The following is a 13,865-nucleotide window of genomic DNA, read 5'->3' as shown; positions in this document are numbered from 1 at the left end:
AATATGTCGTCAGGAAAGGCTGGTTGGGCCGAGTTGGCGCTGGCGTCCGTGTTGGCGCGGGTCTCGGTGACAGCTGACGAGATCGGTCCACGCTTCCCTCTGTACGCGGACCCGGATACCGGGTCCTGGACGACCACCTCCCGGGGTTCATGGACCGGCGGCTTCTGGGCCGGGCTGTTGTGGTTGCGGGCGCTGTCCACGGGTGACCCGGCGCATCGGAAGGCGGCAGCCGACTGCACACAGCGGTTGCGGTGCTGGGTCGAGCAGGACACGGCCACGCGCGGCCTGGTGCTCTGGTACGGCACCGCGTTGGCCTGCAGGTCGGGCGGTGACAAGGCGGCGGGCGACCTGATGGAGGAGGCGGCGCGGGCCTGTCTGGCCTCGTATGACGCGGAGTTGGGGCTGCTGCCATGGGGCGATGCCTTCGGCGGGCCGCGGCTGCTGGCGCGGGCGGACGGGGTGCCTGGGCTCGTACCGCTACTGACGCACGCGCCGGGCGATGGGCCGGCCGCCGCGTACAGCCACCTCACCCGGCACCTCGAACTCTGCCTGTCCGAGAACCCACCACGTCCCGCCTGGCAGGCCCAGACACAGGGGTCATGGACGGCCTATCCCGAGCCCGCGCCCGGCTGGAGCCGTACGGCGGCGTGGCTGCTGCTGGCGGTCGCCGACGGACTGCACCTCGGGGACGAGAACGACAGTCTGCGGAAGGCGGCAGGACGCCTTGCCGCACTGCGCCTCGCACCGGATGCGCGGCTGATCCCGCCGGCGCAGGACGCACGTCCGCACGGCCCGGTCGATACATCGGCCGCAGCGATCGAGGCGGTGGCCGCGTTGAAGCTGGCCGCGCTCGCGCGGTCCACGGGCGACGAGCAGGCAGGAGACCGGCTGGCGGTCCGGGCGCACCTGATCCTGCGCCTGTTGACTGAAGTACACCTGTCCCCAACGGGCGCATTGCAGGACGGCTGCTACGACGCCGAGCGTGGCCTCGCCACCCGCCACGAGCTGATCTGGGGAGACTTCTTCCTTGCGTGGGGGCTGGCGCTCCTCACCGGGCTGACGGAGCCGTTCACGATGTGACGTCGTAAGCACGCAGGACCCGACGTGCCACCGCGGCGATATGCAGCTCATCCGGACCGTCCAGCAGCCGCGCCGCGCGCCCCATCCGGAACAGCGACGGCAGGGCGGTGTCCGGCCCGAGTCCGGCCGCGCCGTGCACCTGGATCGCGGCGTCGGCGACCTGTTGCAGCATCCGGGCCGCCGCGACCTTGACGAGCCCCGTCTCCAGTCGGGTGTCCTCGCCCGCGTCCAGGCGGGCCACCGCCTCGTACACCAGCGGCCTGGTCGTCCGGATCGCCAGCAAGGAGTCGAAGACCAGCTGCTGGACGAGCTGACGGTCGGCCAGCGGGCCGGAGGTCTGGGTCCGCGACCGGGCTCGTACGCACATCAGGTCGAAGGCCCGCTCGGCCTGTCCGAGCCAGCACAGACAGCGCAGGATGCGGCCGAGCCGTAGCCGCTCGCCGGCGATGTGCAGCGCTGTGCCGCGTTCGCCGACCATGTGTTCCGGGGGCACGGTGACGCCGTCGAGTTCGATCTCCCACTGGCCGCCCACCCCGAGGACGGGTAGTTCGCGCACCACCCGGAATCCGGACGCGGATGTGGGCACCAGGAACAGCGACAGGTCCACCGGATTGTCGCCAGTCCGTGCCATGACGGTCACCAGGTCGGCCTCGCCCGCACCCGTGATGAACCATTTACGGCCGTGTAGGGTCCACGTCCCATCGGTCCCGGGCTCGGCGCGAGTGGAGGTCAGTGCGGGGTCGGTGCCTGGTGTGTCGGGCTCGGTCATCGCATAGCAAGTGCGCAGCTCGCCCGCGGCAATGCGTCGCAAATAGCGCTCCTTGACGGGCGCGGTGGCGTGGCGGCCGAGCATCAGCACGTCCAGCAAGGGCGCGGAGCCGAGGGTGGCAGGACCGTGGTCGCTGGCCCCTTCGGCTTCGGCCAGATGCGCGTAACGAGACGGCGGAAGCCCCTGCCCCCCGATCTCAGCCGGCAACGGCAGGGCCCACAGCCCCGCGCCCTTCGCCTCCCCCTGGAGTCTGAGCAGTTCGGCGCGTGCGGCCGGCCCGCCCGAGTCGAGCAGTGGCTCGCTGCGCATCACCCGTTCCCGCACGAACGCCGCTATGCGCCCTCGCAGTTCGGCGAGGCCGGGTGGGCAGTCCGGCAGACCGAACCCGACCCGGCCGAGGGACGAGTCTGCACTCGGGGTGGCCTGCGCGTGATCCATTGGGTTCACGGCTTTCCTCCGCATTCACCGGGAACTCGGTGAACTGATAATCCGACTTTCTGGCTGTGGAGTTGGTCGGCCCAGGCCGTCGTCCAGTTCCCGTACGTCCGCACGTCCAGGTCCGTAGGCGATACGCGGTGCACCCTGCCACCGCGGGAGAGGAGTGCCGTGAACGCCCTGGGGCATCCCACTGTCATCGGTGCAGGCCGACCGCTGGAGAAGGTGGACGTACGGGTCTTCGGCCCTGCCGTGCTCACCGCACCGGCACTCGCCCATCTGCGGGCGCTAGGCGCAAGGGCACCGGCATCGCCGGCCGTGCCAAAAGGCTCCGCCCGGTACGCCCTGACCGGCGCGGGAATGGGACCGGGCGAGATCACCGCACACACCGCCTGGGCGGACGTCCTGTCCGAGGCGGATGCCGTCGACGAGGCAACCGTCCAGGCAGCCAGCGGAATGATGCATGTGCACGGGAGACGCGATGGCGGGCCCCGGGGTCTCGCCGTCGACTACGCCGCCACCTGCGCCTCGGTCCTCACCGTGCAGGGCCTGCTCGCCGCGCTCCTGAGGCAGGCACGTGACGGGAGCGGGGCCACCGAAATCACCACCGGGGCCGACCGGGCGGCGCTGCTGACGATCTCCCAGTACGTCGCCGCGGCGAATGCGCCCGAAGCGGAGGCCGTGCCCTCGGCTCCCGGCGGCCCACCGTTCACCGCCGCCTGCGGCACCCGCTTCGAGCTGGAGGCGCTGGAGCCCGCTCCCTGGGCCCGGTTCTGGCGCCAACTCGGCGCGCCAGAGGAGGCGATACGCAGCGGCTGGCCCGCCTTCCAGTTCCGTTACGCCACCGCCTGCGCGCCCCTTCCCCAGGCCCTGCGTCGGACGACGAACGCCGCCTCCTGGGCCCGAATACGGGAGGCTGCGGCCTCATCGGGGGCCGAGGTGTGCGCCCTGCGGGCACTGGCCGAGCGGGCAGCGGAGGCGACGCCCGCCGCGCCATGGACCCTCACGCCGCATCCCGGGGAGGCCGACTCCCCGTCCACTGCCCTCCCCCTCCCCACCGGCACCCTCCCCCTCTCCGGCCTGACCGTGCTGGAAGCTGGCCGCCGCATCCAGGCCCCGCTCGCCGCCCATCTCCTTGGCCTGCTCGGCGCGAACGTCGTACGGATCGAACCGCCCGGTGGCGATCCGCTGCGCGGGATGCCTCCGTGCATCTCGGGCGTCTCCGCCCGCTGGCTCGCCCTCAACCGGGGCAAGCGGGCCGTGGAGATCGATATCAAGTCCCTTGCCGGTCAGGCCGAATTGCGCGAGCTGGCTGCCGACGCGGACGTCTTCCTGCACAACTGGGCGCCGGGCAAGGCAGAGCAGTGCGGGCTGGGCGTCGATCGGCTCGCGTCCGTCAACCCGCGTCTGGTGTACGCGTACACCAGCGGTTGGGCGGGCCGCCTGCCCGATGCCCCCATGGGTACCGACTTCATGGTCCAGGCCCGTACCGGCGTCGGCGAAGCGGCCCGGCCCGCCGACGAGCCGCCCGCCCCGTCCCTCATGACCTTGATCGACGTACTCGGCGGACTGGTCGGCGCCGAGGCCGTGCTGGCCGGGCTGCTGCTGCGGGAGCGCACCGGTCGCGGCGCGCGGGTGGAGTCCTCGCTGCTCGGCGCCGCGGAGACGCTCACCGCACCCGCGCTGCGACGGGCCGCAGCGGGCCAGGATCCGCGCCACCCGGCCGGATTCCGCCGCCCACTGCCGACAGCCGACGGGTGGGTGGCACCGGCCGACGACTTCGCGCACACGGCCCGCGCCGAGTCGGTGCGGCTACGCGACATGACGTCAGACCAGGCAGTCGCCACCCTGCGCACGCATGGCCGGTCCGCCACGGCCGTCACCACCGACCTCGCCGCGCTGCCGGAAGACCCACGCATGCTCGGCACCTTCACCCGCGATGTGCACGGTTCCCTCGTCGTTCCCCCGCCCTGGAGGTTCGCATGACCGTCCGGTCCCCGTCCCAGCTCTCCCCCCGGTTCCACGACTCCCGGTTCCACGATCTTGTTCCTGCGCCGCTGCGTCGCGCCTGGGCCGCCGAAGGCCACTGCCCCGACCTGGACCTGTACGCGCTGTTCCGAGCACGACGCATAACCGACCCGCACGCCGCAGCCGTGATCGACGCACGAGGCGAGGTCAGTTACGCCGAACTGGACCACCAGGCACGATGTCTTGCCGCCGGGCTCGCTGAAACGGGTGTCTGCCCTGGTGACGTCGTAGGCGTCCAGCTCCCCAACGGCAGAGAGGCGGTGGCGGCCGACCTCGCCGTGGCCGCACTCGGCGCGGTCGTCCTGCCCTTCCCGGTCGGACGGAGCGGGCGCGAGGCCCTGTCACTGCTCGGCCGCTCCGGAGCCCGCGCGGTCGTCGCCGCCGCCGAACACCGCGGCGTCGAGCACGCACGCGAACTGGCCGAACTCTCCACCACGTCCGGTGCGCTGCCCGCCCTGCGCGCAGTGATCGCCGCAGGACCCGGACCAGCCCCCGAAGGCTGTCTGTCGCTGGCCGACCTCTTCCGCACCGACGCGACCGCGTTCGCTCCCGCGCGCCCCGACCCCGACACCGTGGCCCGGATCCTGGTCTCGTCCGGCTCCGAAGCCGAGCCCAAGATGGTGGCCTACTCCCACAACGCGCTCGCCGGCGGCCGCGGCAACTCGCTCGCCTCCCTACTCCCGGACGGCATGCGCCCCCGCTGCCTGTTCCTGGTGCCGCTCGGTTCGGCCTTCGGCAGCAGCGGAACCGCCGTCACCCTCGCCCAGCACGGCGGATCCCTCATCCTCCTCGACCACTTCACGCCCGACGCCGCCCTGGACGCGATCTGCACCCACTGGCCCACCCACGTCCTGGGCGTGCCCACCATGGTGCGCATGATGCTCGATCGGCTGCCGGACGGACGCACCCTCCCGACCGGGATCACCGCTCTCGTACTCGGCGGCTCCGCGCTCGACGCCGCCACCTGCGACGAGGCCCGCCGGACCTTCGGCTGTGCCGTGGTCAACCTCTACGGTTCGGCAGACGGCGTGCACTGCCACGGCGGCCTGCCCGACCGTGACCCTCCCGCCAACAGCCAGGACAGTGGCCCAGGCATCGCGGTCGGCCGACCCGATCCTCGCGTCTGCGAGATCCGGATAGCCCCGCTGCCCGGAAGCACCTCCGCCGAAGAGGGAGAGATCATCGCCCGCGGCCCGATGACCCCACTCTGCTACGTCGGCGCACCCGAGCTGAACATGCGCTACCGCACGGCCGACGGCTGGGTCCGTACCGGCGACCTCGGCATGCTGGACACCGACGGCACCCTGCGCGTCGTCGGCCGTCTGAAGGACATCGTCATCCGCGGCGGCGCGAACATCAGCCCCGCCGAGGTCGAAGGCGAGCTCTCCTCCCACCCCGACGTACGCGATGTGCTGTGCGTCGGAGTCCCCGATCCGCTCATGGGCGAACGACTCGCGGCCTGCGTCGTCCCAAGGCCCGGGCGGAAACCGGCACTTGAGAGCCTCTGCGCCCACCTGGACGCCCGTGGCCTGGAACGCCGCAAACATCCGGAGCGCCTGCTGCTGGTGACCGAGGAACTGCCCCTCACCCCGGCGGGCAAGCCCGACCGCGCAGCCCTACGGGAGCGGGCTGCCGCCGAATTCCCCACCGAGCACGCGCAGGCAGGCTGACGGCACAGGGGGAGGGGCCGCGCACAGCGGCCCCTCCCCCCACCTTGTGAGGCGACGGTCAGGAACCGGAGAACGCCTTCTCCATCTGCCCGGCCGCCTTGCGGTAGACGCCCAGCAGGTCCAGGTCCGCGCCCGGATAGTTCACGATGTTCAGCTGCTTGGCGCCCGAGCCTGGCAGCACCGTCCCGGTCGACATGTTCTCGTTCTCCAGCACGAACTTCGGCTTCTTCGCCGACAGCGCGGACAGCTGAGCGGGCGTGACCGCCTCCGGGCCGTACGTACCGACCACCTTTGCCCCCGCCAGCTTCGCCGCCCACGTCGTGAACATCTGCGCCGCCACCACCGGAGCCTTGCCTCCAGGCCAGGCGGCCTTCACCTGCTTGGCCAGAGAGTCCCACTCCGCCGAGAACTTACCGTTCCACTTAGCAGCGGCCTGCTCCGTCCCGAACTTCTTCCCCAGCTTCGTCACCTCGGCCTTGGTCGCCTCAGGCCCGTTGTCCAGCTTGACCTCGACCACCTTCGCCTTGCCGCCCGCCGCGTCCTTGATCCGCCCCGCGAACGGTTCGAACGAGGCGTACAGGACGTAGTCGGCATCGGCGACCTTGGTCAGATCGGAGGGCTTCAGGTCGTAGTCGGGCGCATGCTTGATCGAGGCGGGAACGATGGACGTGACGTTCTTAGCCCCGGCAGCCTTCGCCAGCGCCGCCTCCCAGCTGGAGGTGGCGACCACGACGGGACCCGACGACTTGCCGGCCTTTTCCCCGCCTCCCTTGCCGGCGCCAGCGCCGCCACCGCAGCCGGTCAGCAGGACCAGGCCCGCACTCAGTGCAGTGACGGTGGCGACGGGACGGAAGGGGAAGCTGAAGCGGACGTACGCCATGACGAAGTTCTCCGTTCAGGGATGAGATGCGCGGCAAGGGCGACCGCCCCCGCAGCGAGGACGAGCACCGGCCCGGGCGGCAGATCCCAGGCCAGCGAGATCACAAAGCCCACGACGTTCACCACGACGCCGATACCGATCGCCCACAGCGTGATCGAAACCAACGACCGGCCCAGGCGACGGGCGGCGAGCGCCGGAAGCAGCGTCAGCGCGTCCACCAGCAACGCGCCCGTCAAGCGAATGGCACCGGCCACCGAGACCGCCACCAGAACCAGCAGCACAACGGTCAGCCGCTGCACCGCCACCCCGGAACACCAGGCCAACTCCCGGTCGTGCAGCAGCAGTGCCAGCTCGCGACGCCGCCAGACGAACACCCCCGGCACAGCCACCGCCAGCACACCCAGCACCACAAGGTCGCTCGGCCGCACCGCCAGAATCGACCCCCAGAGCAGCGCGAACGCCCCATTGGCATTCACCCCGGACAACGCCAGCATCAACAGCGCGGCCGCGATGGCCAGGCTCATCAACAGCCCCATAGCCCCCGAAAGGCCATCCGCAGTACGTGCCAACGGAGCCACCCCCGCCCCCGCCAGCGCACACGCCACCAGCCCACACACCACCGGGTCCAGCCCCACCAACTGCCCCACCGCGATGCCCAGCAGCGCCACATGCATCATCGCGAACCGCACCGGCATGATGTCCAGCCCAACGATCACCACACCCACAACCGGCAGCCCAAAGGCGGCCAACAGCAGCCCGACCCCCGCCCGCTGCACCGGCACCAACTGCAACAGATCACCGACCTGCCCCCACGCGCTCACGCCACCTCCCGCAGTCGCCCGGCAGCCATCTCCAGCGTCCGATCACACCGCGCCGCCATCGCCCGGTCATGCGTCACGACGATCAGCGTCACCGGCAGCGAAGTGAGCACCTCGGCGGCCTCCTCCTGCCCCGCGAAGTCCAGCGCCGCGGTCGGCTCGTCCGCGAGCAGCACCCCCGCCCCGGCCGCCACACACCCCACCGCCCGCGCCAGATGCATCCGCTGCAACTGCCCACCCGAGAGACCACCCACCGGCCGGTCCGCGAGATCCCCCACGCCCAGCCGCTCCGCCGCCCGAGCCGCCTCCCCCGGAACACCGCTGCTCGCCAGCAACTCCTGCGCAAGCAACGGAAAGCGCCCGGCGGCAGGCCGCTGTGGAATCCACCCACATGCCCGCCGCCGCCAGGCCCACTCGGCGGCACTACGCGTCCCCCGTCCACCGACCAGAATCTCCCCCTCAAACCGCCGATGCAGCCCGAGCACCGCCCGCAACAGCGTCGTCTTCCCCGACCCGTTCGTCCCGGTCAGCGCAACCCGCTCACCAGCACGCACCTCCAGATCGACCCCACTTACGGCCTCCAGACGCCCATGCCGGCACACCACCCCCCGCAGCCGCACATCGAGCGCGCCCGCACCGCCCGCCTGCGGTGCCTCCAGGGACACCGATCGATCCTCGCTCCGCTCCACGCCCCACTAGTCGGCTCGACCACACGTCGAGTTCCCGTGCAATGCGTTCCTGTCGACGGCAACCGCTCGACGCCGGGAACATCCGCGACGGCGTCCTCCATGGGACCCCGCACCACGCACCGTGCGAATCCGTCGAGACACCACTGCTGCGGGCAGAACCCCACTGAGGAGCGAACGGGAGCCACCATTGGACGAGCGTCGCCCAGTTCCACACCGGCCGGATCGTGCACACTTCCCCATAGCAATCCGGCCGAACAGCACAGCAGCTTGACGAGTGACTGGAGCCTGGCGACGGGCTTCAACCCGGCCTGGCAGTGGGAGTGGCGATCACCGTGCCACTTCCGTGCCAGATGGAGCGGTAACCAACGGCCAACATGGGTGAGAGATTCAACCGGGCACGCCTACCCCAGCTGCAGCGTCTTAGCTGGTCAGGAAGCCACTGGCCACCCGAAAGCCCCCTGATTCCCAAGCTCAGAGCGCGGGTTCGATTCCCGTCACCTCCTCCAGGCAGAAGCCCCAGGTCGGAGACCTGGGGCTTGTTCGTTGTCCAGACATTTTCGGGGCGCGTGCCATCCGCGTGCCACGACCGGCACGTGACAAGTGCTCCCCCTCTGCCCCTGGGAGCCGTTTGGGAGCCGACTCGCTCCCCGAGCCCTCCCAGCGCCACCCGAGACCCACCGAGACCAGCACCCTGACCAGGGGAAACGCCAAACAGGCAGGTGCTGATCCCGCCCGAACCTCATTCGGGACGAAGAGGTCGTGGGTTCAAATCCCGCCACCCCGACTGAAGAAACAACAGGTCAGGGGCCTGATCCGCGAAAGCGGGTCAGGCCCCTGACTCGTTCCTCGGGCAGCACTGGCGAGCTGTCCACGAGCGATCTCGGTGGACGCGCTGACAAGGTTTTGCTGCTACAGGCCCTCGATGGCGGGTGTGCCGAACTCCGCCTCAATGATCTTGAAGAGGATCGCCCAGGTTTTGAACTCGGTGTTGGTATGCAGGGCGATGGTGTGCTCGCCGTCGGGGGTACCCACGATGGCTATGTGGGACCCCCAGAAGCTGCCGCCGATACCGCGCAGCGTCAGTCCGCCGGTGACCGCCTTGTCCAGCTCGTACAGGCCGAGGCCGTACCGGGCGTGGGGCATCCAGCTGCCGCCCTCGGTGGAGACCGTGGTCCACATCTCGCGGTGCTGGGCGTCCGGCAGCAGGCTGCCGGACGCGAACGCGTTGGACACCCGGATCATGTCGCCGGTCGTGGAGATGACGTTGCCGGCGGCCCAGCCCCACGAGCTGTTGAACTCGGTGACGTCGAGGGGGGCGAGGGAAGGATCTTCCAGCAGTGACTGCCAGTTCTCCGCGGTGATTTCCGCCGGGTCGACGCCGTCCTTCAAAAACAGCCCCGAGTACGCCCGCGGATGCGGATTCGGGTATCCCGTGTCGTCGGCAGGGCGCACGTAGGTGTGGGTCAGGCCGAGCGGCTGGACGACCGTGCGGTCGACTTCCTCGGCGTAGCTGTTGCCGGTGGCCTTTTCGATGATGGCGCCGGCGAGGTAGAAGCCGCCGTTGGAGTACGTGAAGCGTTCGCCCGGCTCGTGGACCGGCGGCTGGGACACGGCGATCTTCAGCAGCTCGTCGGTGGTCCAGGGGTCGAAGCGGTGCTTGGTGAACCCGGAGCGGGTGGCGTAGCGGTATGACAGCTCCGGCGCGATGCCGGTGGGGAACAGGCCGCTGGTGTTGTTGAGCAGATGCCTGATGGTGATCTTGTTGCCGTCGTAGCCGTTGACGTTCAGCAGGCCGGGCAGCCACTGCTCCACCGTGTCGTCGAGGCTCAGCCTCCCCTCGGCCTCCAGCTGCAGCACCGCGGCGGCGGTCAGGGCCTTGCTGCAGCTCCCGGTGTGCACATACTCCCCAGGCTGGCGCCGGCGGCCAGTCTTGATGTCGGCCACTCCCGCGGAGCCGAACCAGGTCCCGTTCGCGTCCTTCACCTCGGCGACGATGCCGGGCACGCCCACCTCGCCCACCGCCCAGTCGAGCACCTGCTGGACCTTCTCGCGCCCGGGGCTTACGGAGTTCGTCATGTCGATTCCCTTCCAGAGGGGAGCCGCCAGGTCCCTTCCCGGTACCCGGCGGTTCGCCCGCTCGTTCAGTACGCCGTAACGATGTCGACCGGTGATGACAGGCGTCTGATGGCGCTCTGACAGCCGAGGTGTGCTGCCGTCAGACGGGATCAGGCGGGATCAGACGGCCAGGCGGTCGAGTGCGTCCTGCCGTGGCATCTCGGCGCCCCGGCGGTACGCCTGGTCGTATGCCGCTTGGCCGAGCCGCCGCGCGAGTGCGGTGGCGAGCTCGCGTAGCTCCGGGGCGCCGTCGTCGAAGGCGCCGCGGATGGCCTGGCTCATGCCGAGCGCGGTGGCCGCGCCTGCTGGATCGCCTTCCGCGAGCAGCAGCCCGGCAAGGTGCTGGGCGGCCGGTGCGATGTCCCGGTGGGCGAACGCCGCGCGGATGGTCCTGGGCAGCAGTTCGCGCGCCCGTACGGTGTCGCCGGCCGCCAGGAGGTTCGCCATCCTCGCTGACGCGATCCGGTCCTCGATCGCCTCGTCGGACAGGGATGATGTCTCGCGGGCGAGGGCCACCATCCGGTCGAGCGCTTGGTCGGACCGTTCCGGCTCGCCGGCACGGTGGTACAGCTCGGCCAGGGCGACCAGGACTTCGCTCTCCATGAGTCGCCCGCCGCGGTCCCAGGCCGCCCGCTCGGCCGCGTCGATGTCGCGCCGGGCGCCCTCCAGGTCGCCGGCGCGCATCCGCTCGGTGGCGAGCGCGAGCCGGTAGGGGATCTCGTCCTGCGGAGCGAGTGCGATGCTCCGCTGGTAGGCGGCGATCGCCTTCTCGTCATCGCCCTGGATGGAGTGGACGTGTGCCACGCCTGCCAGCGCCATCGCCGTCCACAGGCGGTCGCCCGTCTGCTCGAACTCGCGCAACGCGTGCGCCAGCGCCCTCACGCTGCCCTCCCAGTCGCCGCGATCGTGACGTATGAAGGCGTCCACCATGTACGTGCAGGCGGTGGCCCACCGGTCCGGGCGGCTGCGCACCTCGCGTATCCGGCGTTCGACCAGATCGTCCAGGCCGAGCAGGTGGCCCATCGGAAGCGTCACCAGCAGCACCATCGGATAACGCTCCAGCGCGCCGGTGTGCGCGCAGTCTTCGAGCACGGCGCGCACCCGCTCGGCGTCGAGGGTCGGCCCGCCGGCGCCGGCCAGGAGGTGGAGCGCGGTGAAGGCGGCCCGGGCGTCCTCGGGCAACGCGTCGCCGAACTCCAACACCCCCGCTACGAAGGTTTCGGCCCGCGTGTCATACCGCAGCGTGTTCCAGTACCAGTAGAGCGGACCGAGGAGCCGGATCGCGGTATCCGCGTCCTGGCCGTCGATGGCTGCCCGCAGCGCGAACACCAGGTTGTCGTACTCGGCCGCGAAGAGCTCCAGCGATTCCTGCTGCTGACCGGAGCGCAGCCGCGGTTCGTGTTCCTCGGCCAACGTGGCGAAGTGCCGTGTGAACCGGTCCTGTACCGACTCGCGTTCAACGGCGTTCAGCAGCTTGTCGGCGGCGTACGCGCGAATGGTCTCCAGCATCCGGTAGCCGTTCCCGGCCTGCTCCACAATGGACTTGTCGACCAGCGAACCGAGAACGTAGATGACGTCGCCGGCCGGCAGCGTCCGCTCATCCGAACACACTGCCTCGGCCGCGGCGTCACCGAATCTGGCGGGAAACACCGACATGCGCCGTGCCAGCGCCCTCTCCTGGTCGGTCAGCAGGTCCCAGCTCCACTCGATCACCGCGTACAGGGTGCGCTGGCGCGCCTGCGCCGCCCTGTTGCCCGTGGACAGCAGCCGGAACCGGTCGTCGAGCCGCCGCGCGATCTGGTCGGCGCTCATCGACCGCAGCCGGGCCGCGGCCAGCTCCAGGGCGAGCGGCAACCCGTCCAGCCGCCGTACCACCTCCCCCACCGGGCCCACGGTGGACTCGTCGAGCGCGAAACCGGGCCGTACGGCTACCGCCCGGTCGACGAACAGCCGTACCGCGGCCGACTCGGCAGCTCCGCTCGCATCCGCGTTCTCCTGAGGCAGGTCGAGCGGGCCGAGGCGGCAGAGCGCCTCGCCCATGACCTCCAGCGGCTCCCTGCTGGTGGCGAGGATGGTCAAGTGCGGCCGGCGCTCCAGCAATTGACCGGCGAACTCCGCGACGGCCCCGATGACATGCTCGGAGTTGTCCAGGACGAGCACGGCCTCGCCCGCGCCGAGCAACTCGGCCACCCGATCCAGCGGCTCGGCCCGACCGCCACCGGAGGGCCGGCCGTTGGACGTGCTGAGCGCGCCGAGGACCGCGTCGGCAACTCCACCGGAGCTGCCCACCCCGACCAACGCAACCAGCCACAACCGGCCATGCCGATAGGCCCGATGCCGGGACGCCGCCTCCACGGCCAGCCGGGTCTTGCCCACACCCCCGGGGCCGACGACAGTGACCAGCCGGGAGGCATCCATCAGCTCGGCGAGCAAGGTCAGCTCGCTGTCCCGGCCGACGAACGTGGTCAGCCGCGCCGGCAGACGGCCCGGCGCCACCTCGGATCGCGCCGCGGGCCGAGCCGGCCCTCCGCGCAGCACGGCCAGATGGGTCTCCTGGACTTCGGCCGAGGGATCGACGCCGAGCTCGTCAGCAAGCCTGCCGCGAACCTCCTCGTACACGGCCAGCGCGTCGGACTGGCGGCCGGCCGCATGCAGCGCGCGCATGCGCAGCGCGGCCAGCCGTTCCCGCAGCGGATGATCCGCGGACGCCGCCTCCAGGTCGGCCAGGATCTCGGCATGGTGGCCGAGCCGCAGCTCCGCTTCGAAGCGGTCTTCGAGGGCCGCGGTGCGCAGTTCCTCCAGCCGCGCGCCGGCCGTGCCGGCGAACGGGGCCCCGAGCACGTCGGCGAGCGCGGGCCCCCGCCACAGCGCGAGTGCCTCGCCTAGCAGGGCCGCAGCCTCCTGCGGCATGCCCGCGGCGAGTTCCCGCCTGCCCCGTGCGGCCAGCTCCTCGAACCGATGCGCGTCCACGTTCTCCGCCGGCACGGCAAGCCGGTAGCCCACCGCGACCGACTCCAGGGTCCCGGTGCCGCTCAGGGCCTTCCGCAGCCGATACACCAGCGCGTGCAACGCGTTGACCGCTTCTGCAGGCGGATTCGCGCCCCACAAGCCGTCGATGAGCGACTCCGACGACACTCCCTCGCCCGTGGCCAGCGCCAACTGGCCCAGCAACATACGCAGCCTGACACCCGCGATGTCGATCGGCGCCCCGTCGTCGGTGAACGCCCGGACTGGCCCGAGCACCGCTATCCGCATCCCCACCGGCCCTTCACAACCGCCCAGCACTCCCCGCCTCGGTCGCAGCCGGGACAGCCCGGCGCACATCCCATCGTGCTGCACGGGCCACACCAGGCCGAGAGCGTGCCGGAAACGGCGCGAGAG

9 protein-coding genes are annotated in these 13,865 nt (G+C 70.9%); 3 read left to right on the top strand and 6 right to left on the bottom strand.

Translation table 11 applies throughout. The features are described from left to right. The first annotated feature begins 3 nt into the window (after positions 1-3). Positions 4-1,080 (top strand): sugar ABC transporter permease, encoded by a 1,077-nt coding sequence (locus tag ACFY12_RS24230; protein ID WP_390717979.1) that lies wholly within the window; start codon positions 4-6, stop codon positions 1,078-1,080. Here the strand turns inward: ACFY12_RS24230 and ACFY12_RS24225 are convergent. Further along, positions 1,070-2,287, bottom strand: a complete 1,218-nt coding sequence (locus ACFY12_RS24225; RefSeq protein WP_390718216.1) for an acyl-CoA dehydrogenase family protein — start codon at positions 2,285-2,287, stop codon at positions 1,070-1,072. The genes ACFY12_RS24230 and ACFY12_RS24225 overlap by 11 nt on opposite strands. A 177-nt stretch (positions 2,288-2,464) precedes the next feature. Between ACFY12_RS24225 and ACFY12_RS24220 the strand changes: the two genes are divergently transcribed. Then, positions 2,465-4,270 (top strand): CoA transferase, encoded by a 1,806-nt coding sequence (locus ACFY12_RS24220; RefSeq protein WP_390718215.1) that lies wholly within the window; start codon positions 2,465-2,467, stop codon positions 4,268-4,270. Continuing rightward, entirely contained in the window at positions 4,267-5,982 is a 1,716-nt protein-coding gene (locus tag ACFY12_RS24215; protein WP_390717978.1) for a class I adenylate-forming enzyme family protein, read from the top strand. Before ACFY12_RS24220 ends, ACFY12_RS24215 begins: the two co-directional genes overlap by 4 nt. Positions 5,983-6,040: 58 nt before the next feature. Here the strand turns inward: ACFY12_RS24215 and ACFY12_RS24210 are convergent, their stop codons facing one another. From ACFY12_RS24210 to ACFY12_RS24190, 5 genes are all read right to left on the bottom strand, one after another. Beyond that, a complete protein-coding gene (locus ACFY12_RS24210) occupies positions 6,041-6,862 on the bottom strand; it encodes an ABC transporter substrate-binding protein (RefSeq protein WP_390717977.1) in 822 nt (273 codons plus the stop codon). Then, on the bottom strand, positions 6,805-7,683 hold the full coding sequence (locus tag ACFY12_RS24205) for a metal ABC transporter permease (RefSeq protein WP_390717976.1): 879 nt from the start codon (positions 7,681-7,683) through the stop codon (positions 6,805-6,807). The genes ACFY12_RS24210 and ACFY12_RS24205 overlap by 58 nt, the downstream gene beginning before the upstream one ends. Continuing rightward, entirely contained in the window at positions 7,680-8,345 is a 666-nt protein-coding gene (locus tag ACFY12_RS24200; protein WP_390717975.1) for a metal ABC transporter ATP-binding protein, read from the bottom strand. The genes ACFY12_RS24205 and ACFY12_RS24200 overlap by 4 nt, the downstream gene beginning before the upstream one ends. A 933-nt stretch (positions 8,346-9,278) precedes the next feature. Next, complete coding sequence (locus ACFY12_RS24195) at positions 9,279-10,445, bottom strand: serine hydrolase domain-containing protein (protein ID WP_390717974.1); 1,167 nt, start codon at positions 10,443-10,445, stop codon at positions 9,279-9,281. Positions 10,446-10,604: 159 nt separating this feature from the next. After that, positions 10,605-13,739, bottom strand: a complete 3,135-nt coding sequence (locus ACFY12_RS24190) for a BTAD domain-containing putative transcriptional regulator (RefSeq protein ID WP_390717973.1) — start codon at positions 13,737-13,739, stop codon at positions 10,605-10,607. Between the last annotated feature and the right edge of the window lie 126 nt (positions 13,740-13,865).

Origin of the sequence: Streptomyces sp. NPDC001339, assembly GCF_042895955.1 — a bacterium.
Classification (GTDB): domain Bacteria; phylum Actinomycetota; class Actinomycetes; order Streptomycetales; family Streptomycetaceae; genus Streptomyces.
This window is presented reverse-complemented; position numbering and strand designations above follow the sequence as displayed.

Coding starts and splice junctions, on each gene's coding strand:
- ACFY12_RS24230 (WP_390717979.1), top strand. CDS start 4: ATGTCGTCAGGAAAGGCTGGTTGGGCCGAGTTGGCGCTGGCGTCCGTG.
- ACFY12_RS24225 (WP_390718216.1), bottom strand. CDS start 2,287: ATGGATCACGCGCAGGCCACCCCGAGTGCAGACTCGTCCCTCGGCCGG.
- ACFY12_RS24215 (WP_390717978.1), top strand. CDS start 4,267: ATGACCGTCCGGTCCCCGTCCCAGCTCTCCCCCCGGTTCCACGACTCC.
- ACFY12_RS24210 (WP_390717977.1), bottom strand. CDS start 6,862: ATGGCGTACGTCCGCTTCAGCTTCCCCTTCCGTCCCGTCGCCACCGTC.
- ACFY12_RS24195 (WP_390717974.1), bottom strand. CDS start 10,445: ATGACGAACTCCGTAAGCCCCGGGCGCGAGAAGGTCCAGCAGGTGCTC.
- ACFY12_RS24190 (WP_390717973.1), bottom strand. CDS start 13,739: ATGCGGATAGCGGTGCTCGGGCCAGTCCGGGCGTTCACCGACGACGGG.